This window comes from Plantactinospora soyae, from assembly GCF_014874095.1.
In the GTDB taxonomy this organism is placed as follows: Bacteria; Actinomycetota; Actinomycetes; order Mycobacteriales; family Micromonosporaceae; genus Plantactinospora; species Plantactinospora soyae.
On the sequence record NZ_JADBEB010000001.1, the window covers coordinates 2,966,520 to 2,993,469 of the forward strand.

At 71.4% G+C, this 26,950-nt stretch carries 22 protein-coding genes; 10 read left to right on the forward strand and 12 right to left on the reverse strand.

From position 1 onward, the window contains the following. Window positions 1–47 precede the first annotated feature (47 nt). The gene (locus H4W31_RS13300) at window positions 48–1,016 is read left to right on the forward strand and encodes an NAD(P)/FAD-dependent oxidoreductase (RefSeq protein WP_192766949.1); all 969 of its coding nucleotides are present in this window, start codon (window positions 48–50) and stop codon (window positions 1,014–1,016) included. Here H4W31_RS13300 and H4W31_RS13305 read toward each other — a convergent pair. Then, window positions 995–1,714 (reverse strand): TetR/AcrR family transcriptional regulator, encoded by a 720-nt coding sequence (locus H4W31_RS13305; protein WP_192766950.1) that lies wholly within the window; start codon window positions 1,712–1,714, stop codon window positions 995–997. The two genes, H4W31_RS13300 and H4W31_RS13305, sit on opposite strands and share 22 nt — an antisense overlap. A gap of 149 nt (window positions 1,715–1,863) precedes the next feature. Between H4W31_RS13305 and H4W31_RS13310 the strand changes: the two genes are divergently transcribed. Then, the gene (locus tag H4W31_RS13310; RefSeq protein WP_192766951.1) at window positions 1,864–2,784 is read left to right on the forward strand and encodes an NAD-dependent epimerase/dehydratase family protein; all 921 of its coding nucleotides are present in this window, start codon (window positions 1,864–1,866) and stop codon (window positions 2,782–2,784) included. A 35-nt stretch (window positions 2,785–2,819) separates the two neighbouring features. Here the strand turns inward: H4W31_RS13310 and glpX are convergent, their stop codons facing one another. Next, a complete protein-coding gene (gene glpX, locus H4W31_RS13315; RefSeq protein WP_192766952.1) occupies window positions 2,820–3,851 on the reverse strand; it encodes a class II fructose-bisphosphatase in 1,032 nt (343 codons plus the stop codon). Between the two features lie 161 nt (window positions 3,852–4,012). Between glpX and H4W31_RS13320 the strand changes: the two genes are divergently transcribed. Further along, window positions 4,013–4,678 carry a DUF4245 domain-containing protein gene (locus H4W31_RS13320; protein WP_404825586.1) on the forward strand — a complete coding sequence of 222 codons (666 nt, stop codon included), beginning with the start codon at window positions 4,013–4,015 and terminating at the stop codon, window positions 4,676–4,678. An 84-nt stretch (window positions 4,679–4,762) separates the two neighbouring features. Continuing rightward, window positions 4,763–5,569: a hypothetical protein gene (locus H4W31_RS13325; RefSeq protein WP_192766953.1), complete on the forward strand. Its 807-nt coding sequence runs from the start codon at window positions 4,763–4,765 to the stop codon at window positions 5,567–5,569. Window positions 5,570–5,633: 64 nt separating this feature from the next. Here H4W31_RS13325 and H4W31_RS13330 read toward each other — a convergent pair whose 3' ends face one another. After that, entirely contained in the window at window positions 5,634–5,873 is a 240-nt protein-coding gene (locus tag H4W31_RS13330) for an exodeoxyribonuclease VII small subunit (RefSeq protein WP_192766954.1), read from the reverse strand. Between the two features lie 68 nt (window positions 5,874–5,941). Next, on the reverse strand, window positions 5,942–7,162 hold the full coding sequence (xseA, locus tag H4W31_RS13335) for an exodeoxyribonuclease VII large subunit (RefSeq protein WP_192766955.1): 1,221 nt from the start codon (window positions 7,160–7,162) through the stop codon (window positions 5,942–5,944). Window positions 7,163–7,329: 167 nt separating this feature from the next. Here xseA and H4W31_RS13340 point away from each other — a divergent pair, with 167 nt between their 5' ends. Next, window positions 7,330–8,358 carry a 4-hydroxy-3-methylbut-2-enyl diphosphate reductase gene (locus H4W31_RS13340; protein ID WP_192766956.1) on the forward strand — a complete coding sequence of 343 codons (1,029 nt, stop codon included), beginning with the start codon at window positions 7,330–7,332 and terminating at the stop codon, window positions 8,356–8,358. Window positions 8,359–8,446: 88 nt separating this feature from the next. After that, on the forward strand, window positions 8,447–8,884 hold the full coding sequence (locus tag H4W31_RS13345; protein ID WP_192766957.1) for a hypothetical protein: 438 nt from the start codon (window positions 8,447–8,449) through the stop codon (window positions 8,882–8,884). Window positions 8,885–9,026: 142 nt separating this feature from the next. On the opposite strand, the gene H4W31_RS13350 is transcribed toward H4W31_RS13345, so the two are convergent. Together H4W31_RS13350 and H4W31_RS13355 are read right to left on the reverse strand one after the other, a co-directional pair. Further along, window positions 9,027–12,296, reverse strand: a complete 3,270-nt coding sequence (locus H4W31_RS13350; protein WP_318783175.1) for a S8 family serine peptidase — start codon at window positions 12,294–12,296, stop codon at window positions 9,027–9,029. A 191-nt stretch (window positions 12,297–12,487) separates the two neighbouring features. Then, a complete protein-coding gene (locus H4W31_RS13355) occupies window positions 12,488–13,681 on the reverse strand; it encodes a DNA recombination protein RmuC (RefSeq protein WP_192766959.1) in 1,194 nt (397 codons plus the stop codon). 57 nt (window positions 13,682–13,738) lie between these two features. Here H4W31_RS13355 and H4W31_RS13360 point away from each other — a divergent pair, with 57 nt between their 5' ends. Then, on the forward strand, window positions 13,739–14,530 hold the full coding sequence (locus H4W31_RS13360) for a YfgM family protein (protein WP_192766960.1): 792 nt from the start codon (window positions 13,739–13,741) through the stop codon (window positions 14,528–14,530). A gap of 122 nt (window positions 14,531–14,652) precedes the next feature. After that, window positions 14,653–15,300 carry a hypothetical protein gene (locus H4W31_RS13365; protein WP_318783176.1) on the forward strand — a complete coding sequence of 216 codons (648 nt, stop codon included), beginning with the start codon at window positions 14,653–14,655 and terminating at the stop codon, window positions 15,298–15,300. Window positions 15,301–15,349: 49 nt separating this feature from the next. On the opposite strand, the gene H4W31_RS13370 is transcribed toward H4W31_RS13365, so the two are convergent. From H4W31_RS13370 to H4W31_RS13390, 5 genes are all read right to left on the reverse strand, one after another. Continuing rightward, window positions 15,350–16,027, reverse strand: a complete 678-nt coding sequence (locus H4W31_RS13370; RefSeq protein ID WP_192766961.1) for a response regulator — start codon at window positions 16,025–16,027, stop codon at window positions 15,350–15,352. Continuing rightward, complete coding sequence (locus tag H4W31_RS13375) at window positions 16,024–17,298, reverse strand: sensor histidine kinase (protein WP_192766962.1); 1,275 nt, start codon at window positions 17,296–17,298, stop codon at window positions 16,024–16,026. Before H4W31_RS13375 ends, H4W31_RS13370 begins: the two co-directional genes overlap by 4 nt. A gap of 5 nt (window positions 17,299–17,303) precedes the next feature. Further along, a complete protein-coding gene (locus tag H4W31_RS13380; RefSeq protein WP_192766963.1) occupies window positions 17,304–18,092 on the reverse strand; it encodes an ABC transporter permease in 789 nt (262 codons plus the stop codon). Next, window positions 18,089–18,985: an ABC transporter ATP-binding protein gene (locus H4W31_RS13385; RefSeq protein ID WP_192766964.1), complete on the reverse strand. Its 897-nt coding sequence runs from the start codon at window positions 18,983–18,985 to the stop codon at window positions 18,089–18,091. Before H4W31_RS13385 ends, H4W31_RS13380 begins: the two co-directional genes overlap by 4 nt. Before the next feature lie 98 nt (window positions 18,986–19,083). Then, on the reverse strand, window positions 19,084–20,916 hold the full coding sequence (locus H4W31_RS13390; protein ID WP_192766965.1) for a glycoside hydrolase family 3 protein: 1,833 nt from the start codon (window positions 20,914–20,916) through the stop codon (window positions 19,084–19,086). 78 nt (window positions 20,917–20,994) lie between these two features. Here H4W31_RS13390 and H4W31_RS13395 point away from each other — a divergent pair, with 78 nt between their 5' ends. Together H4W31_RS13395 and H4W31_RS42715 are read left to right on the forward strand one after the other, a co-directional pair. Continuing rightward, on the forward strand, window positions 20,995–22,893 hold the full coding sequence (locus H4W31_RS13395; protein ID WP_192766966.1) for a serine hydrolase: 1,899 nt from the start codon (window positions 20,995–20,997) through the stop codon (window positions 22,891–22,893). A 242-nt stretch (window positions 22,894–23,135) separates the two neighbouring features. Then, the gene (locus H4W31_RS42715) at window positions 23,136–24,257 is read left to right on the forward strand and encodes a DUF3885 domain-containing protein (protein WP_225945517.1); all 1,122 of its coding nucleotides are present in this window, start codon (window positions 23,136–23,138) and stop codon (window positions 24,255–24,257) included. A gap of 66 nt (window positions 24,258–24,323) precedes the next feature. Here H4W31_RS42715 and valS read toward each other — a convergent pair whose 3' ends face one another. After that, entirely contained in the window at window positions 24,324–26,936 is a 2,613-nt protein-coding gene (gene valS, locus H4W31_RS13405) for a valine--tRNA ligase (protein ID WP_192766967.1), read from the reverse strand. Between the last annotated feature and the right edge of the window lie 14 nt (window positions 26,937–26,950).

Sequence of the window (26,950 nt, forward strand, 5' to 3'; positions counted from 1 at the left end):
CAGCACAGCTGTTGATCAGTCCGTAAGCGGAGAGCGACGGTGGGCACATGCGTGAGGTCGATGTCGCCATAATCGGGGCCGGCCCCACCGGGCTCTTCGCGGCGTACTACGCGGGCTTCCGTGGCCTCTCGGTGGCCGTCATCGACGTGCTTCCCGAGCCCGGTGGGCAGGTCACCGCGATGTACCCGGAGAAGATGATCTACGACGTCGCCGGGTTCCCGTCGATCAAGGGGCGCGACCTGGTCGCCAACCTGGTCAGCCAGGCGGCGACGTTCGGGCCCGAATACCTGCTCGGGGTACGGGCGGAGAAGCTGTCGTACCTGGACGGCAAGCCGGTGCTGAGCCTCGCCAACGGCGACATGCTGCGCTGTGGCGCGATCATCGTCACCGCCGGCCTGGGCAGTTTCACCCCACGCCCGCTGCCGGCCGCCGAGAACTTCGTCGGGGGCGGCATCGTCTTCTTCGTACCGCACCTCGCCGATCTCGCCGGGCAGGACGTACTGATCGTCGGCGGCGGTGACTCGGCGTTCGACTGGTCCTTGGCCCTGCAACCCCTGGCCAGGTCGGTCACCCTGGTCCACCGTCGGGAGAAGTTCCGGGCCCACGCGGCCACCGTGGACCGGGTACGGGACCTGCCGGTACGCATCATCGTCAACGCCGAGGTGACGAAGCTGCACGGCGACGGCGCGGTGACCGGGGCCGACATCGCGGCCAAGGGCGCCGAGGTCGAGAGCATTCCGGTCGACACCGTGGTCGCCGCGCTGGGCTTCACCGCCGACCTTGGCCCGCTGACCGAGTGGGGTCTCGCGCTCGACAAGCGACACATCCTGGTCGACAGCACGATGGTCACCAACCTGCCGCGGATCTTCTCGGCCGGTGACATCACCGAATACCCGGGCAAGGTACGGCTGATCGCCACCGGCTTCGGCGAGGCCGCGACCGCGGTCAACAACGCCGCCGTGGTGATCAACCCCGCCGCCCACCTGTTCCCCGGTCACTCCTCCGACGCGGGCTGACCGGGCTCGTCCGGCAGGCCGGCGAGGTCGGCCATCAACCGCATCTGGTGGTCGAAGTACGGCTCGTGGTCCTCGATCACGTGCTCCAGCCGGCCGAACACCTCGAAGTTGACCAGGCCGAAGAGTTGGCTCCACGCGGACATGCAGCGGGACAGGTGCTCCTCGTCGAGGGCGCCGGGTCGGGCCTGGAGCAGTCGGTGCAGGTCGGCGCGGACCGGCGGTGGTGCCGTGGTGCCGACCGGTGTGGCGAGCCGGCCGGCGGCGGCCCCGTCGATCAGGACCTCCACCAGTGCGAAGACCACCCGCTGCGCCGGAACCACGGTCTCGTCCGGTGCGGCGTACCCGGGCACCGGGCTGCCGTAGAGCAACGCGTACTCGGCGGGGTTGGCCAGCGCCCAGGTCCGGACCGCGTGGCTGACCGCCAGCCAGCGACCGCGTAGGTCGTCCCGGGCCACGGCCCCGTCGGCGGCCTCGGCGGCATCGCCGAGCGCCTGGTACGCCTCGACGATCAGCGCGGTGAGCAGCGCGTCCCGGCTGGGGAAGTACCGGTAGACGGCGGACGAGACCATTCCCAGGTCCCGGGCGACGGCCCGGAGTGAGAGGTTGGCGCCGTCGGTCGCGAGATGCCGCCGGGCGACGGCCTTGATCTCCTGGGTCAGTTCGGCGCGGACCCTGGCCCGGATCGATGGTGCGGACATGCCGCAACCCTGCCACATCCCGGCGATTAATGAGAGCGCCTGTTTGAAACGAGAGCACTGCTCTTGACAGCGACCCGTTCCTGAGGCAGTCTGGACGACGTCGAGAGCACTGCTCTCGAATCAGACGGTCGATCCGGGGAGCAGCAGAAATGGCATTACAGGTGATCATCGGCGCCGGTCCGGTCGGGCGGTCCGTCGCCCGGCTGCTCGTCGAGCGGGGCGACCGGGTGCGACTCGTCAGCCGGCGGGGGGCCGGGCCGGACCATCCGGGGATCGAGCGGATCGCCGCCGACGCCGCCGACCGGGAACGGCTGACCGAGTTGGCCGACGGTGCCGCCACGCTCTACAACTGCGCAAATCCCGCGTACCACCGCTGGCCGACCGACTGGCCGCCGATCGCCGCGGCGGTGCTGGCCACGGCGGAACGTACCGGTGCCGTGCTCGCGGTCACCAGCAACCTCTACGGCTACGGGCCGGTGGACGGGCCGATGACCGAGGACACCCCGATGCGTCCGGTCGGCGCGAAGGGGCAGGTCCGGGCGCGGATGTGGCAGGACGCGTCGGCCGCGCACGAGGCGGGCCGGATCCGGATGACCGAGGTACGCGGTTCGGACTACCTCGGCGCCGGGGCACAGACGCCGTTCACCGTTCTCGTCGTACCGAAGGTCCTGGCCGGCCGACGGGTGTCGGTACCGGCCGACCTGGACGCCCCGCACAGTTGGACGTACGTCGGCGACGTGGCCCGGACCCTGGTCGCGGCCGCCGACGACGAGCGGGCCTGGGGGCGTCCCTGGCACGTGCCCAGCCAGCCGCCAGCGTCGTTCCGGCAGTTGGCGGTCCGGCTCGCCGAGTTGGCCGGCGCGCCCGCGCCCCGGCTGGCCTCGATGCCGGCGCCGCTGCTCTGGCTCGGCGGGCTGTTCGATCCGATGGCGCGGGAACTGCGGGAGACCGCGTACCAGTTCCGCCGGCCGTTCGTGCTGGACTCCTCGGCGGCCACCGCGACCTTCGGCATCACGCCGACCGACCGGGACGACGCGCTCCGGGCGACCGCCGGGCTCACCCCGGCCTGACCTCGGCCGGCGGCGCCCGGCGATCGCTTCACGCCCTAGTCCTGCTCGGCCAGGGGGCGGCCGTCGAAGTCGACGGCGGAGTAGAGCGCCAACTTCTCCAGCCGGTGGTAGGAGTCGATCACCCGGATGGTGCCGCTCTTGGAACGCATCACGATCGACTGGGTGTACGCCCCACCGGCGCGATAGCGCACCCCACGCAGCAGGTCGCCGGAGGTGACCCCGGTGGCGACGAAGAAGGCGTTGTCCCCGGTGACCAGGTCGTCGGTGCTGAGTACCCGGTCGAGGTCGTGTCCGGCGGCGATCGCCTTCTCCCGCTCCTCGTCGTCCCGGGGCCAGAGCTTGGCCTGCATCGCCCCGCCCATGCACTTGAGTGCGCAGGCGGCGGTGATGCCCTCCGGCGTACCGCCGATCCCCATCAGCACGTCGACGTCCGACTCGCCCCGGGCGGCGGCGATGGCACCGGCGATGTCACCGTCGCTGATGAACCGGATGCCGGCGCCGGCCCGCCGGATCTGCTGGATCAGCTCCTTGTGCCGGGGGCGGTCCAGGACGCAGACCGTGACGTCGGAGATGTCGGACTTCTTGACCTTCGCGATCCGGCTGAGGTTCTCCGAGACCCCGGCGTTGATGTCGATGACGTCCGCGTAGACCGGGCCGACGGCGAGCTTCTCCATGTAGAAGACGGCGCTCGGATCGAACATGGCTCCGCGTTCGGCCACGGCCAGCACGGCCAGGGCGTTCGGCATGCCCTTGCTCATCAGCGTGGTCCCGTCGATCGGGTCCACCGCGACGTCGACCTCCGGCCCGCTGCCGTCGCCGACCTGCTCCCCGTTGAACAGCATCGGGGCGTTGTCCTTCTCGCCCTCGCCGATCACCACGACGCCGCGCATCGGGATCGAGTTGATCAGCTTGCGCATGGCGTCGACGGCGGCTCCGTCGCCGCCCTCCTTGTCGCCCCGGCCGACCCATCGGCCGGCGGCCATCGCCGCCGCCTCGGTAACCCGGACCAGGTCGAGGGCCAGGTTGCGGTCCAGATTCTGCGGCACCCGGGTTCTGGTGTTGGTCATGTCGGCTCCTCCTCGCGACACTGCGGGGTGGCCCGGCACACAGCGCGGCGCGCGCCGCAGCCGGCTTTGTCAGGGATCCTGACACGCTGGTCAACTTAACGCCGGTTCGGGGGGCCGGTAGCCCAGATCGCGGTAACCGGCGAGGCTGTCAAGATAGGTGGGTGAACTCCGCACAGTCTGCCGGACCTGCCCCGGATGATCGACTCCCGGACGTGGCCGCCCCGGCGGACCCGTCCCGACCGGGAGAACCCGCGTCGGGCGGCGACGGCGAGCCGGACGATCCGGACCGGCTCGCCGAACAGGTGGTGCCGACCGCGATCCGATCGCAGCGATCGACGAAGGACATCGTCATCTCGCTGCTGGTGCTGCTGGTGCCGATCGCCCTCGTGCTCGGCTTCGGGCGGGTCTTCCTCAACGCCGACCAGCCGACCGTGGTCGACCCCGCCCCGGCGATCCAGCAGGCCAGGGCGGCAAACGCCTTCCCGGTCAGCGAGCCGACCGGCCTGGGTGACCAGTGGCGTACGGTCCGGGCCGACTACACCCGGGGCGACGCCGGTGCGAGCCTGCGGATCGGATATCTGAGCCCGGACGACAGTGGCCTGCAACTGGTGCAGAGCAACATCCCGGCCGAGCAGTTGCTGCCGGCCGAGTTGACCAGGAGCGGACAGCCGCAGGGGGCGACCGAGCTGGGCGGGCGGAGTTGGCAGCGTTACACGGCCCGTCCCGGCGAACTGGCACTCGTCCTGTTGGAGCCGGACCGCACGGTGATCGTCGTCGGTCAGGTGCCCGAGGGGGATCTTCGTCAGATAGCGCTTTCCCTGCGGTAGTCGTACCGCGACGGTAGGCTGCGGCGGCTGTGAGATATCGGTGGGTTTCAGTCCCGCCGCGCCGTTTTCTGGGGAGGATCGACCGTGACTATCCGACGGTGGGGCGTGGCCACGCTTGTTGCCGCGACCCTGTTCGTGCCGGGCCTGGCGGCCTGTGGGACGCAGGGCGTCGACCAGGGCTCGTCCGGTTCCGAGGCCCCGGCCATTCCGGACGACGCCAAGGAGGCGCTGCTCGCCTCCACCAAAGAGATCACCAAGGGCAATTTCCGGTTCACCATGAAGGGCGCCGAGCTGGACGGCGAGGGCAGCGTGCACCTGCCCAGCAAGAGCGCCCAGATCAACATGAAGGCCGGTGACGGCGAGTTCTCCATGGACATGGAGATCATCTACATCGAGCCGGACAGCTGGGTGAAGCTGAGCATCAAGGGAGCCGACGGGGTGCCCGGCCTGGAGAAGCTGAACTCCGGCAAGTACCAGCACCTCGACCAGTCCAAGATCAAGAACGCTGACGGTCTGGGCTTCGACTTCAAGGACGTCGACCCGGCCGGCAGTGAGGCGCTGACCAGGGCGGTCGTCGACGTACAGAAGACCGGTGCGGGCGCCTACAGCGGCACCATCGACCTGACGAAGGCGACCGAGGCGGGCATGGTCGACGCGGAGGCGGTCAAGGGCATCGGTGCGGATGCGGCCAAGCTGCCGTTCGAGGCCAAGCTCGACGCGCAGGGTCGGCTCGCCTCGATGACCATCAAGATGCCGGCGGTCGGCGGCGGCACCCCGCAGGACCTGACGGTCGGCTACACCGACTACGGATCGTCCGCCCCGGCCAAGGCGCCGCCGGCCAGCGAGACCGTCGAGGCGTCCCCCGAGACGTACGAGCTGTTCAACAAGTGACCGGTGCCGGGTGGGGTGGCCGCCGAGGCTGCTCCACCCGGTGCACCACCGACGACACCATGGCTCAGGTGGAGGTGGCGGACTCCCGGGCCTGCCGTACGGCGTCGATCCGTTGCCGGGCGCCGTCCAGCCAGCCCTGACAGATCTCCGCGAGGCGCTCACCGCGCTCCCACAGTGCCAGCGACTCCTCCAGCGAGGTTCCGCCGGCCTCCAGCCGCTCTACCACCGAGGCAAGCTCCGCCCGGGCCTGCTCGTAGCTGGGTCCGTCACCCGGTCCGCTCGCCCGCTTTTCCGCATCAGTCATGGTGATCCCATCTCAACACACCGCCCCGTGGTGCACCGCCGCGACATCGGCGAAGTCCAGGCCCGGGGCTACGGCTCGACGATCGCGGTGAGCTCGCCCTCGGCGAGGCGTACCCGCAGCGGGTCACCGGCGGCCACCTCGGCGCTGGCCCGTACGACGTGTCCGTCGGCGCGCTGCACGATGGCGTACCCCCGATGCAGGGTGGCGGCGGGCGAGAGTGCGCGCAGCCGTGCCACGGTGTGCCGCAGGTCTCCGGCCGCGGTGCCGAGCCGGTGGTCCACACAACGCCCGGCACGGTCCCGCAGCGCCGTCACCTCGGTGTTCCGCTGGTCGATCAGCACCTCGGGGCGGGCCAGCGCCGGACGCGACCGCGACGCGTCGAGGCGCTGCGACTCCCGCTCGACCAGCCCGGTGACCGCCCGGTCCAGCCGGTCGCGGGCCATCCGGATCAGCCGGGTCTCCTCGCCGAGGTCGGGCACGATCCGTTTGGCGGCGTCGGTCGGGGTGGAGGCGCGCAGGTCGGCGACGTAGTCGACCAGCGGGATGTCGGTCTCGTGACCGATCGCGCTGACCACCGGGGTCCGGCAGCCGAAGACCGCCCGGCACAGGGCCTCGTCCGAGAACGGCAGCAGGTCCTCCACGCCGCCACCACCCCGGGCCAGCACGATCACGTCGATCCCCGGGTCCGCGTCGAGGACCTTCAGCGCGTCGAGGATCTGCGGTACGGCGGTGGGGCCCTGCACCGCCACGTTGACCGTACGGAACTGGACGGCAGGCCAGCGGCGCTGGGCGTTGGTCAGTACGTCCCGTTCGGCGGCCGACGCCCGACCGGTGATCAGCCCGATCCGGTTGGGCAGGAAGGGCGGCCGGCGTTTGCGGGACCGGTCGAACAGCCCCTCGGCGGCGAGCAGCTTCTTGAGCTTCTCCAGCCGGGCCAGCAACTCGCCGAGACCGACCTGGCGGATCTCGTCGGCGCGCAGACTCAGCGTGCCGCGCGCGGCGTAGAACTCCGGCTTGGCGTGCAGCAGCACCCTGGCTCCGTCGGCCAACTCCGGAGCACCGGCGTCCAACACGTCCCGGTTGGTGGTGACGGTGAGGCTGAGGTCGGCCGACGGGTCGCGCAGCGTGAGGAACACCGTCGCGGCTCCGGGCCGTCGGCTGATCTGCGCCACCTGACCGTCGACCCACACCCAGCCCAGCTTGCCGATCCAGGCGCTCAGCTTCTGGCTGACCACCCGAACCGGCCACGGCTCTTCGGGCGTGCTGCGCGGGGCACCGGAATCGGTCATCCGGTCAGCCTACGACCGGCGCCGACCGCTCCGGCGCCGCCGGTCCCGGCGCCGGACCGTCGAACCCGGAGATCACCGGGTACGACGGACCCGCTCCGGCCACGCCGGGAACCGGGTGGAAGAACTGGCCGGCGGGCGGTACGACGGGCGGAACGTAGACTGGGCGGGTGACCGAGGCTCAGGCGACTCCCCAGACCGGCAAACGTGTCCTGTTGGCCAAGCCCCGCGGCTACTGTGCCGGCGTCGATCGTGCCGTGCAGACCGTGCAGGAGGCCCTCAAGCTGTACGGGGCACCGATCTACGTCCGGAAGCAGATCGTGCACAACAAGCACGTCGTCTCCACCCTGGAGCGGCAGGGCGCCGTCTTCGTGGAGGAGAACGAGGAGGTGCCGGAGGGCTCGACCGTGATCTTCTCCGCGCACGGCGTGGCGCCGGAGGTCTACGAGCAGGCGAAGTCCCGCTCGCTGAAGGCGATCGACGCCACCTGCCCGCTGGTGACCAAGGTGCACCACGAGGCCCGGCGGTTCGCGGCGGACGATTACGACATTCTGCTCATTGGTCACGAGGGGCACGAAGAGGTCGTCGGCACCGCCGGTGAGGCGCCCGCGCACATCCAGCTCGTGGACGGCCCGGACGACGCCGACAAGGTGACCGTACGGGACCCGGAGAAGGTGGTCTGGCTGTCCCAGACGACCCTGTCGGTGGACGAGACCATGGAGACCGTGGCCCGGCTCAAGCGCCGGCTGCCGCTGCTCCAGTCGCCGCCCAGCGACGACATCTGCTACGCCACCCAGAACCGGCAGCACGTGGTCAAGGAGATCGCCGCCGACTGTGACGTGGTGATCGTCGTCGGATCCCGCAACTCGTCGAACTCGGTCCGGCTGGTCGAGGTGGCGGTGGACGCGGGCGCCCGGGCCGGCTACCTGGTCGACTACGCCTCCGAGATCTCCGACGAGTGGCTGGCCGGCGCCGAGACGGTCGGTCTGACCTCCGGGGCGAGCGTCCCCGAGGACCTGGTCATGGAGGTGCTCGACCACCTCGCCGCACGCGGCTTCGCCGACGTGACCGAGGTGACCACGGCGGACGAGCGGCTGACCTTCGCGCTGCCGCAGGAACTCCGGCGCGACATGAAGGCGGCGGCCCGGGCGGCGGCACAGCAGACCGACGCGCTCGCGGCGAGCGGCGCGAACGGCTGATCGGGTACCCGTGCCGGCGTCGACCACGGCAGGCCGTGGCCCCGGGGACGGACGGAACGGGCGGGCACCCGTACCCGTCGGATCTGTCATGACAACGCGGTGGATCGCCGGCGTCGTACTCGCCACCGGGCTGGCCCTCGGCGCCTGCGCGGACTCCGGCTCGACCCCACCGAACGGATCGGAAGGAAGTCCGGTGACCCTGCCCGCCTCGCCCGAACCGACCTCGTCCGGTCCGGCCGGCCCCGACCCGACGACGCCCGGCGCTCCGACAACGCGTCCGGTCATCCCGACGAAGCCCCCGCGCGGCGGGGCGGCACCGAGCGGTACGACCACGCTGAGCGGGACGGTCCAGGCCGGCGTCGAGGCCAACTGCCTGCTGTTGGACGGCTATCTGCTGGTTGGCGGCCCCCGGGACGTGCTCACCGTGGGCGCCCGGGTGACGGTCGTCGGCGAGGTACGCGCCGGCCTGATGACCACCTGCCAGCAGGGCACCCCGTTCCAGGTGCAGAGCGCGACCCGGAGCTGACCGGTCAGCACGGCGGTACCGACGTCGGCGGGCGCTCGTCCGGGTCCCGTCGGACCGCCGGCACCCCGCGACTGTGGACGGTACGCCGAACGGGGCCTGCCCCGGCTGGACGGACCCCGTTCGGTTCAGTGGATCGTCGGACTCAGCTCACCGCGTCGACCTTCACCAGGGCGCTGGCGACCACGGCACCCTCGACGGTGACGACCCGCATCTCGCCGGAGAGCTGCCGACCGGCGGCCGGAACCGACAGCGCGGTCACCGATCCGGTGATGCTCGTCGACTCCTGGTACGCCAGCGATTCGTAGCCCGCCGGCGTCGACAGGTTGCCGAGGGCGGGGGAGAAGAACACGTCCCGGTAGTCGAGCTGGGTGGTGCCGGCCGGAACCGAGTACCCCTCGACCTCGATCACGTAGGTTCCCGCCGGCGGGTTCGCCAGCGAGACGGACTCCTCCGAGTCACCGTCGGCGTTGTACGCCATCCGTACGCCGTCCTTGTAGACGTACAGGTCGAGGTCGGCACCGGCGTCGCTGGTGTTGCCGATCGCCACGTCGAGCCGGCTGGCCCCGGCCGGTACCGCCACCTCGTAGGAGAGCACCTCGTGGTGGGCGATGCTCGGCCGGGTCTCCCGCGTGCTGCCGAGCGGCCCGCCCGAACCGGTGATGACGACCGGACCGAAGGTGTTGGTCAGGTCCCAGGTGACCGGAGTCGGCTCCCCGGCCGTCACGCTGAGCAGCTCGATCTCGTCCGGGGTGACCTCGACGCCCTGGACCCGGGCCTGGACCTGGTACGGGTTGCCGAGCAGCGGAGACGTACGCCGCGACTCGACCTCGATCTCCCAGACCCCCGGGATCGGGTTGTCGTACGACCGTTCCTCCGGCTTGCAGACCGCGGCGTCGGAGAAGTTGGTGAAGCAGGCCGTGCTGGCGGTGGGGTCGACCGGAATGCCCCACGGGTTGATCGCGATGAACCGGGTCTGCGAGCCGGGGGCGACACCGGTCAGGTTGACCTGCAACGACCCCGCGCCCGCCGGCACGGTGACGAAGTAGGTCCGGAACAGGTTGCGGTCCACGTTGCCGCCGGCCGAGAAGGAGAAGTTCTTCTTCTTCGGCACCTCGGCGACGGTGACGGCGTTCATGAACTCGAAGTCCACCGCCGGGGTCGCCGGATCGTCGACCTCGACGATCGCGCTGTGTACCCCGACGCCCGCCTTCGCCTCGACGCTGAACGTGACAGTCTTGCCCAGCGGCAGGTCCAGGTGGTCCGGCACCTTGCCGAACACGTTGCCGGTGTTGCCGACCAGGCGCAGGTCGTGCCGGACGGACCCCTTCGGCCCGCTGTTCCGGGTCACCTTGACCTTGTACGTCTTCGCCACGTTCGGCTTCTGCCCGCCCGCGCTGACCGCGCACCGGTTGTAGATGCCGGTGCCCCGGTACGGCGTGGACAGCATGCTCGCCAGCGGCGTGCAGACCGGCGCGTCGACCGTGTAGTCCCGGGTTTCCAGCGCGGCGCCGGCCAGCAACTGCCAGGCCCCCGGCACGTTGAGCTGGCCGTTGCCCTGGCCGTGTGCCGGTACCCCGTCGATCCAGGACGCCGACGAGTACATCGCCCGGCGCAGCTCGGCGCTGGTGACCAGCTTGCGGTTCGCCTTGGCGGCCGAGAGCAGCAGCGCGATGCCGCCGGTCACCTGCGGCGCGGACATCGAGGTGCCGTTGATCATCTGGTACCCCGGCGGCAGCGGGTAGCCCGCCTCGGCCACCGGGCCGCCGGGCAGCCACAGCGGGGTGGTGGAGATCGCCGACCCCGGTGCGGTGATGTTCGGCTTGAAGCCGCCGTCCTCACGGGGACCGCGCGAGGAGAAGTAGAGGAGCTGGTACGGCGTGCGGGTCTCCGAGCCGTAGTTGGCCAGGTAGGTCTCCTGGCTGATCCCGGCGGCGACGCTGACGATGTCGGTGACCGTGGACGGGTCGCCGATGGTGTTGATGCCGGGGCCGGAGTTGCCGGCCGAGAAGACGAGCTGGACGCCGAGTTCGTTGACGATCCGGTTGTACAGTTCGGCGCGCAGGTCACTGCCGTCGTTCATCGGGCCGAGGCCGCCGATCGAGATGTTGACGACGTCCACGTCCCGGTTGACCACCAGCTCGACCATGCCGTCGGTGAGCGCGGCGAAGGTGCAGCCGCCGCCCCAGGAGCAGGCCCGGGCGGAGACCAGCTTCGCGCCGGGTGCGCCGCCGTCCAGGTTGGCGTTGCCGAACATGTCGTTCGCGGCGGTGATGCCGGCGACGTGTGAGCCGTGCGCGTCCTCGACGATGCCGATGTTGACGAAGTCGTACGCGCCGGGCAGGCCGGCCGGGGTGGTGTCGACGTCCTCGCGGAACTCGACCACGAACGGCGTCTGGTCGCGTACGTCGGTGTCCGGCTTGTCGGTGCCGAAGTGGCCCACGTCGTACCGCTGGCCGTACGGCCGCATCACCGGGTCGTCGGTGAAGTCCTGGTTCAGGTTGGCGTCCACCCGGACGTCGTTGGTCGTCGGGTCGTAGAGGATGCCGTACAGGTCGCTGGTGTCGCCGTCCCGGTTGACGTCACCGGCCGGCGCGCTGTCCGCGGTGATCGACTCGGAGAACCGGTTGATCCGGTACGTCCCGGCCGGCGCGGTCCAGGTGGCACCCGCGTAGCTGAAGCTCGGCCCGGTCACCTGGTCGCGCATGATCCGCCAGGTGTTGTCACCGTCGAAGATCGGATCGGTGGCGGTGAACCAGTCGACGATCTTGCGCTCACCCGTGGAGGTGGTCTGCAACGACGGGTGGTCGAGGTCGACCCCGGTGTCCATGATGCCGATCGTCACGCCCCGGCCGTCCCAGGTCGGATGCGCGGTCTTGAAGTCCACCGCCCCGATCTCGGCGGTCGGCATGTACGGGTTCCTGGCCGGCGTGTCGGTGCCGGGTCCGGTCGCCGCCGCCCTGGCCCGGGCCTTCGCGCCGGCCGGGGTCGTAGGCTCCGGCTCGGGCAGCTTCACCTTGTCGTCCAGGTCGACCGCGGCGATGCCGGGCAGCGACGCGGCGGCAGGCACGGCCGAGGTGGGTACGCTGGCCCGCAGGTAACCGACCTCGTCGGCGCGCTTGGCGATGGTGCCGCCGAGCTTGCGCAGGCCGGCGACGACACTGCCCGACCGGCCCTTGTCGGCGGCGATGAGCAGCGTCACCCGGGACTCTTTGCGGGACTTCGCCTCGGCCAGCAGTTCCGCGTCACGGGGGCCAAGGGTGTCGGTGGGATCGGTCTTCAGGGTTTCGGGCGCGGCGGCCTGCTCGGCGCTCGCCGGGGTGGCACCGCTGGCCAGGGTCAGGCCGCTCAGGGCCACGACCGAGGCGAGTACCCCGGCAGAGGTCCGTCGGCGCCACGTACGGGATCTACTCACGTTCATGTCCTCCGGGAGAACAGGCCCTGGAACGCAGGGCACACGTGACCGGAATCCTCGGTCGCCGTACACATCGCTGTCACTATCGCCCTGTGCGTTGTGACCAGCCCGTGACCTGAGTGGAGCGCGTGATGTGCGGTTCGGGTGGATCGGCGGGGATAACTTCCTGATCAGAAGTCCGATCGGAACGGTCAGTGCGGAGTCGACGGGGGTGCCCCGAGCGGTGCCGCCGTCGGCGGATCGACCAGCTCGGGCGCCTGCGGCTGGCGCGGCGCGGTCTCGACCTGCGGGGGTACCGGCAACTCGTCCCCGGCCACCCCCATCTCGGCGAGCTTGCGCGCGCTGACCAGCACCCGCGCCTCCAGCGAGCCCACCGCCCGGTTGTACGCGGTCACCGCCCCGCCCAGCGCGCCGCCCAGTTTCGACACGTGCTCGCCGAGGGTGCCGAGCCGGCCGTACAGCTCGCGGGCGAGTGCGTGTACGGCGACGGCGTTGCGGGCCAGCGCCTCCTGCCGCCACGAGTAGGCGACGGTACGCAGCAGCGCCACCAGGGTTGCCGGGGTGGCCAGCACCACGTCGCGGGCGAACGCGTGCTCCAGCAGCGTCGGGTCGCGTTGCAGCGCCACGTCGAGGAACGGGTCGGCCGGGACGAAGAGCACCACGAACTCGGGCGACTGGTCGAAGGCCGACCAGTACGACTTGGCGGCCAGCGCGTCGACGTGCGCCCGCAGGTGCCGGGCGTGCAGGTCCAGGTGCCGGTCCCGGCCGTGCTCGTCCCGGGCCTCCATCGCGGTCAGGTAGGCGTCGAAGGGGGCCTTCGCGTCCACCACCACGCTGCGGCCACCGTGCAGCCGTACCACCAGGTCGGGGCGGACCACCTGGTGCTCGGTCGACGCGGTGACCTGCTCGGAGAAGTCGCAGTGTTCGAGCATCCCGGCGGCCTCGACGACCCGGCGGAGCTGGTGCTCGCCCCAGCGACCCCGTACCTGTGGCGCGCGCAGCGCCGCCACCAGCTGTTTCGTCTCGGTACGCAGCTCGCCGGAGACGGCGTTCATCGATCGGACCTGCTCGCGCAGCTCGGCGTAGGCGTCGACCCGATCATGCTCCAGCTCGGTCACCCGCTGCTCGTAGCGGCGCAGCGTCTCGTGCAGCGGCGCCACCGCCCGCGCCACCGCCTCCTGCGACTGGGCGGTCGCCTCGTAGGAGAGCGCCCGCATCGACTGTTCCAGCCGGCCCTCCCCGTCCCGGGTCGCCCGCAGGGTCGCGTCCAGCCGGGCGATCTCGGCGGTCGACCGCGCGGTCGCGGCGAGCCAACCGACCGCCCCGCCCGCCACGAGGCAGACCACCACCACGGCCACGGTCGAGAGGTCCACGTCACAGAGCATGCCAAACGTCCGCGTCGGCCCGCGCGCGCACTCGCCCGGCGTGGGTACCGTTGGGTGATGGGCAACGTGATCTGGTTCCTGCTGCTGGTGATCCTGGCCTTCGGCGGGTTCCTCTGGTGGCAGCGGGAGAGCACGGCCCGGAAGACCCGGGAGCTGGCCGACGCCCGGGCCGAGGCGGGGCGCTGGTACGAGCGGCTGGGCGGGCAGCTGATGAACCTGCACGGCGCCGAGCCGGCGGTCCGACAGGCGCTGGCCGACGCCGGGGAGCGGTACAACGCCGCCGGCAGCCAGCTCGAACAGGCCCAAACCACCCGACAGTACGAGTTGGCCCGGGAGAGCGCCCTCGAAGGGCTGGCCTACGTCCGGGCGGCCCGGGTGGCGCTCGGTATCGACCCAGGTCCCGACCTGCCGCCGCTGGCCGCCGCCCGGGGTGCGGGCGCGCTCACCGTGCCGCGCGAGGTCCAGGTGCAGGGTGAGACCTTCCGGGCCGGTCCGCAGCCCGGTGCCGCCACTCCCTACTACTACCCGGGTGGACGGATGCAGGGCCGCCCGGTGCCGGCCGGCTGGTACTCGACCCCCTGGTGGAAGACCGGCCTGGCGGCCGGCGCGGGGGTCATCGGCGGCATGCTGATCGCCGACGCGCTCTTCTCCCCGGCATTCGCCGATCCCGGGTACGGCTACGACGCCGGTTACCAGGAGGGCTTCGCCGACGGTGGCGACGCGGGTGGCGCGGACGCGGGCGGTGGCGACGCGGGCGGTGGCGACTACGCCGGCGGTGACTATGGTGGCGGTGACTTCGGCGGTGGGGATTTCGGCGGTGGCGGGGACTTCGGTGGCGGGGACTTCTAGCCTTATGTCCGGATTATCCTGATAGCCGATGCCCGCGTCGGGCCGAGTCGGGCTACCCGGTCGACGGAAGGTAGGGCTGCCGGGATGGTTCCGATCCGTGCCGGCCGGCAGAGTCGACAATTGTGAGCGTTGACGTGGAGACCGCGGTGGGGCGCCGGCCAGGGCCGGCCGGGAAGTGGCTGACCAGTCTGGCTGCGGCGGGATTCGCCGTCGTGGTGGTGACCGTTACCGCACAGACGATCGACAAGTTCCACTGGTGGGCGGGCTTCATCCTCGTACCCGGAGCCCTGATCGCGGCCTCCGGCGGCCCGTTGCTGGTACGCGGCGGCGGGCGCGCGTTCGTCGGATACCTGCTGGCCTGCGTGGGCGGCCTGGTCTTCGCGGTCGGCGCGATGCTGATGTTCGGCGTGATCGCCAAGGGCTGGCCGTTCATGATCACACTGCCGGCGCTGGCCATCGCCGGCACCTATTACTGGCGCTCGGCCGATCCGCTGCCGCGGGCCTTCCACCGGACCGTCGCGATGCTGGCGCTGAACACCGCCGCGCTCGGGGTGACCTTCCTGCTGCTCGTCAACGACGTCCTCGACTTCGGCGACACCGGCTGGTGGGGCGGCTTCATGATGGTCGGCGGAGCGATCATCCTCGGCAACGGCCTCGAACTGCTCCGACACCGGATCGTCTACCGGGCCCAGGCGGTGACCCTGGCGGTCGGGCCGGCCGTGATCGCCTTCCTGCTGGGCCTGCGCTTCCTGCGGGACTGGCCGTTCTGATCTGATCTTTCGGGCGGCCGGCCGACCCTGATCCTGGCCGACCGAAGTGTCACCGGTCGTCGCCCGGTCGTACGACACCCGCCTCGTACGCGAACACCACCACCTGGACACGGTCCCGCAGTCCGAGCTTGCCGAGGATCCGGCCGACGTGGGTCTTGACGGTCGCCTCGGAGACCGTGAGCGACCGGCCGATCTCCGCGTTGGAGTGGCCCCGCGCCACCTCCACCAGCACTTCCCGTTCCCGGTCGGTCAGCCGGTGCAGCCGCTCGTCCACGGGTGACCGGCCGGTCGACGGGTCGGGCAGATGACCGGCGAAGGCGTCGATCAGTCGACGGGTCACGTTCGGCGCCACCACCGCGTCACCGGCGGCCACCGCCCGGATCCCGGTGAGCAGGTCGGCCGGGGGAACGTCCTTGAGCAGGAACCCGCTGGCACCGGCGCGTAGCGCCGCGAAGACGTACTCGTCCAGGTCGAACGTGGTGAGCACCAGGATGCGGGCGGGGGAGCCGGCGTCGACGATCTGCCGGGTGGCCTCGATACCGTCCAGCACCGGCATCCTGACGTCCATCAGCACCACGTCCGGGCGCAGCGTACGGGTCATCGAGACGCCCTGCGCGCCGTCGCCCGCCTCGCCCACCACGGTCAGGTCCGGTTGGCTCTCCAACACCATCCGGAATCCGAGCCGGAGCAGGGGCTGGTCGTCGACGAGCAACACGCTGATGGTCATGTCAGCCCTTCCTCGCCGAACCGCAGTCGGGCCCGTACCCGCCAGCCGGGGCCGTCGGTGCGGGGTCCGGCCTCGACGTCCCCGCCGTACGCCGTCGCCCGCTCGATCATCCCAGCCAGCCCGTGCCCACCGCCGGGAGCCGGTACGGCCGCTGCCCGCGCGCCGTCGTCGACGACCTCGAGATCCACGCCGTCCGCCCGGTGGTGCAGCCGCACCTCGACCCGGGCCGCCGGTCCGGCGTGCTTGAGCGTGTTGGTCAGCGCCTCCTGGACGATGCGGTAGACGGCGAGTCCCGCCCCTGGTCCGGACGCCCCGGGTACCCCGCCGGACGTCACCACGACGTGCGGTCCGGCGGCCCGCACCTGGTCCAGCAGGGCGTCGAGATCACCGAGTCCCGGCTGCGGCGTACGACCGCCGGCGTCGTCGCGGAGCAGGCCGAGCAGCCGGCGCATCTCCCCGAGCGCCTGGCGTCCGGTCGCCGACACCTTCCGCATCGTCTCGGTCGCCCGGTCCGGCGCCGAGGCGGCGGTGTACGCGGCCCCGTCGGCGAGCGCGACCATCACGGCGAGGTTGTGCGCCACGATGTCGTGCAGTTCCCGGGCGATCCTGGCCCGTTCGGCGGCGACGGCGAGCTGGGCCCGTTGGTCCCGTTCCCGCTCCAGCCGGCGGGCCCGCTCGGCCACCTCGGCCAGGTACGCCTGCCGGGTGCTGATGGCGATGCCGAGCAGCACGGTGGCGGCGAGGCCGAGAGTGATGACGTTCAGCGGCATCCAGGCCGGTCCGCTGCCCAGCAGGATCACCGTCGCCGGCACCTGGATCGCCACGACGATCAGCCACAGGTGCCGCCGGGGGCCGTACCGGGCGACGGTGTAGACCGCCACTGCGACGACCATCTCGGGAAACATGCCCTCGACCTGGATTCCGACGAGGACGCCGCAGAGGATCGCGAGCCCGTACACCAGCCAGAAGACCAGGACCGGCGCTCGCCGCCGCCACACCAGTGGCGTGTGGACGGCGGCGAAGGACAGCCAGGTGAAGACCCCGCCGCCCGCCAGTGCCGCCGGTCCGTCCAGCGCCATGAGCAGCAGGACCAGGCCGGCGTCGACCAACCGGGGCCGGCGGCGGAACCCGGCCAGAACCCGACGCACCCGACCGTAGCCGGGACGCGGAGAAAGCGGCGGGGAGTTGGCGTCCCCGGTCGAGTCGGCGTCCCCGGTGGAGTTGGCGTCGCCGGTCGGGGTGGGGCGGCCGGTGGGGTCGGCGGAGCGCATGGTGGCTACGCGTCACGTCGGCGGAGCACGGCCGTTCCGGCGAGGAGCAGCAGGCCGACCCAGCCGACCAGCACCGCGGCGGAGGCGCCGGGCGACAGTGTCTCGAAGGGACCGCCGGAGCCGTCGACGCCGTACATGGCCTGGCCGGCGATGGTGGGTACGTACTTCAACACCTGCTCCTCCCGGTTGCCCGGCAGTGCCGGTCCCAGCAGCGCCGGCACGACCATCAGCACGAGCACCAGCGTGGTGATCGCCCCCGCCGTATGCCGCAGCATCGCACCGATGCCGAGGCCGAGCAGCCCCATCAGCACCGGGCAGGTGGCGGCGCCGACGACGGCGCCGGCCACGCCCGGGTCGCCGAGCGAGGCGCCGTGCCGGCCGAGAGTGGCCTGGCAGGCTCCGAACGCGGTGAGCGAGCTGATCGCGAGCACCGGCGTGGTGACCGCCACCAGCGCGACCGCCTTGGCGGCGAGCGTCGGCCACCGACGGGGTACGGCGGTCAGGGTGACCCGGACCAGTCCGCTGCCGTACTCGCCGGTGATCTGGAGTACGCCGAACACCCCGATGACGAACGTCAGGAAGTCCATCGGCAGGAACGCCATCGCCACCGCGTCGGCCACGCCCGGCCCCGGTTCACCGGCCCGGATCGATCCGCGTACGCCGTAGCCGATCGTGGCCGCGAGTCCGATCGCGAGTACCGCCACCGCGCCCAGGGTCAGCCAGGTGGAACGCAAGGAACGGAGTTTGGTCAGTTCCGCGCGGACCACCCGGGCAAAAGTGATCTCGGTTGTCACCGGTACTCCACCGCCTCCCGGGTCAGTTCCATGTACGCCTCTTCCAGCGAGGCCCGCCGTGGAGTGAGTTCGTGTACGGCCACGCCGCCGGCCAGGGCGAGGTCGCCGACCGCCTCGGCGGTCAGCCCGGCGACCTGGAACAGGCCCGGGTCGACGCCGGTCACCTCCGCGCCCCGCGCGACGAGAAGCTCGGCCAGTTGGGTGGCGTTCGGCGAGCGCACCAGGACGCTGCCCACCGCGACCCGGGCGATCAGGTCCGCGACGGTGGTGTCGGCGAGCAGACGGCCCCGTCCGATGATCACCAGGTGTTCGGCCGTCACCGCCATCTCGCTCATCAGGTGGCTGGAGACCAGCACCGTACGGCCCTGCGCGGCCAGGTCCTTGAGCAGCGTGCGCACCCACAGCACCCCGTCCGGGTCGAGCCCGTTGACCGGCTCGTCCAGGATCACCACGGCAGGGTCACCGAGCAGCGCGGTGGCGACACCGAGCCGCTGGCCCATCCCGAGCGAGAAGCCGCCGGCCCGCCGGTGTGCCACACCGGCCAGGCCGACCGTGTCGAGCACCTCGTCGACCCGCCGCCTCGGGATGCCGTGGGTCTGGGCGAGTGCCAGCAGGTGGCTGTGGGCACTCCGTCCCCGGTGCACGCCCTTCGCGTCCAGCAGCGTGCCGACCTGGCACAGCGGCGCCGAGTGCTTCCGGTAGGGCAGACCGGCGACGGTCACCGTACCGGCGGTCGGTCGATCCAGTCCGACGATCATCCGCATGGTGGTGGACTTCCCGGCGCCGTTCGGGCCGAGGAACCCGGTGACCTGACCGGGCTTGACGGTGAACGACAGGTCGTCCACGGCGAGTGTGTCCCCATAGCGCTTCGTCAGCGCCCGTGCCTCAATCATGGCCTCGACGCTAGGCAGGTCCGGGGCGGCTGCCGACCTCCCCGAGTCTGGTCGGCACCGCCCCGGCCTTACGCCTCAGGTCGTACGGCGTACCACTGTCAGCGGGGGATCCGCCAGGTCAGGCCGTGGCCGTACGGGTAGCGGGTGCTCGTCGGGTCGCTCGGATCGGGCACGCTGACCGGCAGCTTGCCGCGGGGCGCGACCTGCCCGGTCAGCACCCGGGCCAGCGCCTCCATCGAGGAGCGGGTGTAACCGAAGGTCGCCACCTGGGTCGGTACGTCGTCGAAGTGACCGACGTCGTACGCGTCCCGGACGGCGACCACCAGCACCGGCCGGCCGGTGGCGGCCAGCGCGTGCACCAGCTTCTGCTGGCGTCCACCCGGGTCCGTCACGGTGGTGTCGAAGGACTTTTGGGTCAGTACCACGGTCAGGTCGTTGGCCTGGGCCGCCGCCACCGCCTCGGCGATCTTCGCGTCGTTGGGAATCCCGGTCGGCAGGGTGCTGGTCCGGTTGCCCTGGGCGGCCAGTCCGGCGGCGAGCGTGCCGACGTTGTCGAAGGCGCTGGAGTTCCAGCCCGTCACCAGCACCGACCGGTCGGCCCGGCGCAGCGGCAGCAGCTTGGCGTCGTTGCGGAGCACGGTGACCGTACGGTCGGCGATCTTGCGTAGTTCCTGCTGGTGGGACGCCTGGCCGACGACCCGCTCGGCGGTGGCCGGGTCCACCGGCTGGACACCGCCGAGTACGCCGCGCCGCTGCTTGAGGGTGAGGATCCGGCGTACGGACTGGTCGATCCGGGCCTCGGTCAGTTCACCGGTGCCGACCGCGCCGAGTACCGAACTGACCGCGAGGTCGAGGTTCGGCGGCATCAGCAGCAGGTCGGCGCCGGCCTTGAGGGCGAGTACCGGTACGCGGTCGTCGCCGTACTTCTGCCGTACCCCGGCCATGGCCAGCGAGTCGGTGACGACGACGCCCCGGAACCCGAGTTCCTCCCGGAGCAGCCCGGTGAGGATCGGCGGGGAGAGCGTGGCCGGATCGCCGGACGGGTCCAGCGACGGTACGACGATGTGCGCCGTCATCACGGTGTCCACCCCGGCGGCGATGGCGGCCCGGAACGGCGGTGCGTCCAGGCGCTGCCACTCGGCCCGGGTGTGGTGGATCACCGGCAGCGCGGTGTGGCTGTCGTCCCTGGTGTCGCCGTGTCCCGGGAAGTGCTTGGCGGCGACGGTCACTCCGGCGCCCTGCTGGAAGCCGACCACCTGGGCGGCGGTCATCCCGGCCACCAGCAGCGGGTCGCTGCCGAAGGAGCGGACTCCGATCACCGGGTTGGCCGGGTTGACGTTGACGTCGGCGGACGGGGCCCAGGCCTGTTGGATGCCGACCGCGCGCAGTTCCCGGCCGGTGATCCGGGCGGCGCTGTACGCGTCGACGAGGCTGCGGCCGGCGCCCAGCGCCATGTTGCCGGGGAAGAGGGTGGCCGGGGCGGGCAGCCGCTGCACGATGCCGTGTTCCTGGTCGGTGGAGATGAGCAGCGGAATCCGGGGTTCGCTGGCGGCGGCAGCGGCCTGCAACCCGTTCGACAGGGTGGCGATCTGCCGGGGCGAGTCGAGGTTGTGCGACCAGGTGAAGTAGATGGCCCCGCCGAGGTGGTACTTGGCGACCACCTCGGCTCCGGTGGCGACGCCGTACGCCTGGCGGTTGGCGGCGGCGTCGGCCGCGCTCGGTTCGGTGGCGGAGCCGCCGTAGACGTAGGTGGAGAAGAGCTGGCCGACCTTCTCCGGCAGACTCATTCCGGCGATCAGCCGGTCCACCGTGGAGGGTCTGGGAGAGCTGGCGGCCTGGGCGGGTGGGCTCATCCCTCCGGCGGCCAGCAGAACGGATGTGACGATCGCTGCCAGTGGCCGGATCCGCATGACGCCTCCAAGGTAGGCCATCTGCCACCATAAATTAGTCGCCTCGGCGGCATCTGGCAACAAACTTCCCTGTGCTTGTGCATAGCGAAGGAAAGCTTCATGCTTGTCGGTACCTGGCAGGGAGGTGCGGCGATGCGTCGTCGACGGATCAGCACAGGCGTCACCGGCAGTGGAGCAGGGATCCTGGTCCTGGTCACGGTTCTGACCGCGGCCACCCCGGCCGTGGCCGGGCCCGACGTCGGGCAGGGGATCGTGCGCAACGCCGAGGCGAAGTACGAGATCGCGCCGACCGGGTGGAAGACCGGCCCGCCGGCCGTCGACCCGAGCGACATCCGGTTCGCGCGCCGCACCCTGCGCACCGGCACCCCGCAGCAGGTGGGACTGCTTCCCGAGTACGTCGACCGGCTGCGCACCGACGCCGAGGCGTACCTCGCGCCGACACCCGACCATCCCAACTTCCCGACCTACGCCGGCGCGGTACTGCTCGCCGCCAAGGACGGGGTGGTGGTCCGGCACGACGCGATCGGTACGGCGGTCAAGTACAGCGCCGTCGGCCCGGCTCCCGGCCGGATCGGGGTCGAGTTGCCGGCCGACGAGCAGATTCCGATGCGCCCCGACACGATCTTCGACCTCGCCTCGATCTCCAAGCTGTTCACCACCGTGGTGGCCCTCCGGCAGGTCGAGCGCGGCACGATCGACCTGAACGCGCCGGTGGTCCGGTACCTGCCCGAGTTCGCCGCCGGTGGCAAGGAGGCGGTGACCGTACGGATGCTGCTCACCCACACCGGTGGGCTACCGTCCTTCGCACCACTGTGGAGCGCGTACCCGACGCCGGAGCAGCGCCGGGCCGCCGCCCTGGCCACCCCGTTCGCCGCCGGTGCCAGCCCCGGCAACCAGTACGTCTACTCCGACCTCGGGCTGATCGCACTCGGCGTACTGGTGGAACGGGTCACCGGCCGACCGCTGGCCGAACTGGTCGCGACCGAGGTGACCGGGCCGCTGCGGATGGTCGACACCGGCTACAACCCGGCACCGTCGGTCCGGCACCGGATCGCGGCGACCGAGTACCAGCCGTACGCCGACCGGGGCATGGTCTGGGGCGAGGTGCACGACGAGAACGCCTGGGCGCTGGACGGGGTGGCCGGGCACGCCGGTCTCTTCTCCACCGCCGCCGACCTGGCGATCTTCTGCCAGATGCTGCTGAACGGCGGGGAGTACCGGGGTGCCAGGATCCTCGCCGAGTCCACCGTCCGGACCATGCTGGTCAACTACAACTCGGAGCTGGAGAGCCGCTACCCGGACAGCGACCGGGGACTGGGCTTCGAGCTGAACAAGCACGGCTACATGGGCCCGCTCGCCTCCCCGGTCACCTTCGGGCACACCGGATTCACCGGCACGTCGATCGTGATCGACCCGCTGACCCACACCTTCCTGATCCTGCTGACCAACCGGGTACACCCGGACCGGGCCTGGGGCACCAACACCGTCGCCCGGCGAGCGCTGGCCCGCGACCTGGCGTACGCGATGCCGGTTCGGCCACCGCTGGGCGGCACCGCCTGGCGCGCGGACGACCGCGACGGCGGCAGCGTCACCCTGACCGCGCCGCTGCGTCGCGCCGCCGGCCGCGCGGCGGTCGCCAGCTTCCAACTCTGGTACGACACCGAGCCGCGCTACGACGTTCTGCACTTCCAGGCCTCGGCCGACAATGGTCAGACCTGGAGCCCGGTCGACGTGACGTTCGTCGGAGTGGGCGAGGGCTGGACCGCCGAGGGCTCGGTCACCGGATACGGCGGACGGCGCTGGTGGCAGGCGTTCGCCGATCTGCCGACCGGCACCACCGACCTGCGCTGGAGCTACGCCACCGACGCCACCTCGCGAGGCCGCGGCGTGTACGTCGACCGCCTGCTCGTCGCCGGCACGAACGGACTGCTCTTCCACGGCGAAGCCGCCGACGCCACCCGCTTCGTCCCGACCGGCTGGACCCCCGCCCGCCAGTAGCGCCGCGTTCTGGGCCCATGATTCGAGCGGAACATCCGGCGGGTCAGGTACCGGATTCGGTCATCGATCGGTGCCGCCGCGCGGAGCGCGGATGCGCGGCGGCGGCCCGTGCCGAGTTGGGGAGTCCACAGCTGGACTGGTAGGCGTACCGGCACGAGACGTCCGGCCCGGTGTGCGCGGGCGGTCCGGCGGCGCCGGGTCGACGGTCGCCCTCGGGTGACGTGGTTTGCGATGATCTCGCTGTGACGCAGACCTGGGTGACGGCTGAGGACATCGATGAGGCACGGGCGCGATTCGAACGTGACCTGGGCTGGGTGCGGCCCGTGCTGCACGGGATCGGGTTCGCTCCGACGACGACCGGCGGTCAGGACAGCGACGGAGAGCCGGTTGCCGGAGATGGCAAGCCGGTCGTCACGGAGGTCGACGGAGAGATCCAGTTCGTCCGGGTGAACGAGCGGGCCCACGTGCTGCCCGCCGCGGTACTGGCCACGGTCGTGGGCTGGCACGGATCCACCGGCTCGGTGCGGCTCGACCGGGACCAGCTCGCGGCGGCGATCGAACTGCTGGCGCCGGCCGAGGCGCGCCGGGAGGTCGAGCACCCGAACCTGCGGATCTGGCGTGACGTGCATCGCTGGGGGTGGGACGGCGGCGCGCTGATCGCGGTCTTCGACGCCGACCCCGACGCGCCGACCGACGACCCGTACGTCCGCGCGCTGCGCGAGGTGGTCGCGTCGGGTCGGCAGGCCGTACCGGCGGGAGAGGTACGAAGCTGGCCCCCGCCGGGCACCGACGGCCACCCGCTCCAGGCCCGGTGGGACGCCCAGTGGCCGGGGGTGCCGCCGATCAGTCACGACCTGAGGGGGTTGGGCGATCACTGGGTACGCTTCCACACCCTGCCCGAGGCCAAGCGTCATCCGGACACCGACGACGAGTACGCGACAGTCCTGCACCGGCACAACGCGCTGCTCGACGAGCTCCGTGGCGAGGTCTCGGAGTTGCAGGTGATCACGCTTGAGCTGGCCGGTACGCCGGTGCCGCGCCGCCGGACGCCACTGCTGGCGGAACTGCTGCCCGAGGCGGAGTGCTGGTCGGTGCTCTCCTGGCCGCACCTGGAGCCGGAACTCTTCTTCGCGCACGCCTACGTCAACCACATCGCCTGGCAGCCTGGCTGGCTGGATCAACTGCTCCGTGAGGTCGCCGACGACAAGGCGGCGTACGTGATCGTCGCCCCGACCGACCTGTCCTGGCTCTACGCCCCGTACGACGGCGGCGCCGACGTACTGCTCCGCACTGCGGCGGCACGGGACGAGCTACGCGAACGGCACAGCGACTGGCTGTCCGGCCAGATCGCCGCCGCCCGCTGAGGGAGGTGTTAGGAAGGGGCCCTTCTTCTACAGAAAACGATAGGAAGGGGCCCTTCCTTACACCGGTCAGAAGGCGCAGGCGATGACGAGTTCCGGGGTGCGGTCGGGGAGGAAGTCGAGTTTGGTGATCCGGCCGGCGGCGCGCAGGTCGCCGGAGATGGTCGCGATCTTCTCCAGCATCGCGGCCGGGCCGAGTGCCTCGGCCAGGGGCACCTCGGTCCGCATCGAGAGCTTGCGTTCGGACTTTGCTCGGCGGATCTGGGTCAGCGCGGCGCCGGCCAGATCCAGGAGGGTCGGATCGCCGTCGGCGGCCACCCGCTGGATCTCGTACGTCGTCGGCCACGGCGAGCGGTGCACCGAGCCGTACCGCCACCACGACCAGACCTCCTCGGTGACGTACGGCAGGAACGGGGCGAACAGTCGCAGTTGGACGGAGAGGGCGGCGGCGAGCGCGGCGCGGGCGGAATCGGCACCCGGCCCCTCCCCGTAGGCCCGCCCCTTCACCAACTCGATGTAGTCGTCGCAGAACTTCCAGAAGAAGGTCTCGGCGGCCTGTAGCGCGTCGGTGTGGTCGTACCGGTCGAAGGCGGCGGTCGCGTTCGCGGCGACAGCGGAGAGTGCGGCGAGCATCGACCGGTCCAGCGGCTCGGTCGCGGGGGCCCGGAGTGCGTCGGCGGCGCCCAGGCCGAGGGCGAACTTCGACGCGTTGAGCAGTTTGGTGGCCAATCGGCGACCGATCCGGATCTGACCCGGGTCGAAGGCCAGGTCGGTGCCGGGCCGGCCGCTCGCCGCCCAGTACCGGACCGCGTCCGGGCCGTTCTCCTCCAGCAGCGCCAGCGGGGTCTGGACGTTCCCCTTGGACTTGGACATCTTCTTGCGGTCCGGGTCGAGGATCCAGCCGGAGAGCACCGCGTCCCGCCAGGGCAGCACCCCGGCTTCGAGGTGCGCCCGGACCACGGTCGAGAACAACCAGGTACGGATGATCTCCTGGCCCTGGGGGCGGAGGTCCATCGGGAAGACCCGGGTGAACAGGTCGGGATCGTCGTGCCAACCACCGACGATCTGCGGCGACAGTGACGAGGTGGCCCAGGTGTCCATGACGTCCGGATCCGCCATGAAACCACCCGGTTGACCGCGCTGTGATTCGTCGTAGCCGGCCGGGCTGTCGGAAGTCGGGTCGATGGGCAGCAGTGCGAGTTCCGGCGTGAGAGGCTGGGCGTAGTCCGGCTCGCCAGCGTCGTCGAGCCGGTACCAGATCGGAAACGGCACCCCGAAATAGCGCTGCCGGCTGATCAGCCAGTCCCCGGTCAGGCCGCTCACCCAGTGCTCGTAGCGGTGCCACATGTGCTCCGGCACCCAGTTCAGCTCCCGCCCCCGGGCGAGCAGTTCGGCCCGAAGTTCGGTGTCCCGACCGCCGTTGCGCAGGTACCACTGCCGGGTCGAGATGATCTCCAGTGGGCTGTCGCCCCGCTCGTAGAACTTCACCGGGTGGGTCACCGGCTTCGGTTCGCCGATCAGGTCGCCGGACTCGGTGAGCAACTCCACGATCCGCCGCCGGGCCGCGTTCACCCGCAGGCCGGCAAGCTCGGCGTACCGGATCGGATCGACCTCGGCCGGCGGGTCCGGGAGCAGCCGTCCGTCCCGGCCGATCACCACCCGGGTGGGCAGGCGCAACTCCCGCCACCAGGTCACGTCGGCCAGGTCCCCGAAGGTGCAGGTCATCACGAGACCACTGCCCTTCGCCGGGTCGGCCAGCGGATGCGCGTACACCGTCACCTCGGCGCCGAACAGCGGCGTGCGGACCCGGCCGCCGACCAGATCGGCGTACCGCTCGTCGTCCGGGTGGCAGACCAGCGCCACGCAGCCGGGCAGCAGTTCGGGGCGGGTGGTCTCGACGTGGACGTACCGCTGGTCGCGGTCGGGACCCGGGGCCGGCGGAGTGCCGACGCTGCCGGGACCGGGCGCCACCACCTCGAACCGGATCCGGTGGTACGCCCCCGGGCGCTCCCGGTCCTCCAACTCGGCCTGGGCCACCGCCGTACCGAAGCCGACGTCCCAGAGCGCCGGTGCCTCGGCCGTGTACGCCTCACCCCGGGCCAGGTTGCCCAGGAAGGCCCGCTGCGAGGTGGCCCGGGCCCGGTCCCCGATCGTGGTGTACGTCAGCGACCAGTCCACCGACAGCCCGAGCTGCCGCCACAGCGCCTCGAAGACCTGCTCGTCCTCGGCGGTCAGCCGGGCGCACAGCTCCACGAAGTTGCGTCGGGAGATCGGTGTCGGCGTCTTGCGGGCCGCCTCGCTGACCGGTCGTTCCGGCGGCTGCCACTGCGGGGCGTACGGCAGGGTCGGGTCACACGAGACGCCGTACACGTTCTGCACCCGGCGCTCGGTGGGCAACCCGTTGTCGTCCCAGCCCATCGGGTAGAAGACCGTCCGGCCGCGCATCCGCTGGAACCGGGCCACCGTGTCGGTGTGGGTGTACGAGAAGACGTGCCCCATGTGCAGCTCGCCCGATACGGTCGGCGGAGGGGTGTCGATCGAGTACACGTCCGAACGGCTCTTCGAGCGGTCGAACGCGTACGTGCCCTCCTCCTGCCAGCGGTGTGCCCACTTCTCCGCCAAGCCGTCCAGGCTCGGCCGCTCGGGGACACCGGCGCGCTGGTACCGGTCCGTATCCGTCATTGGCCGATGGTACG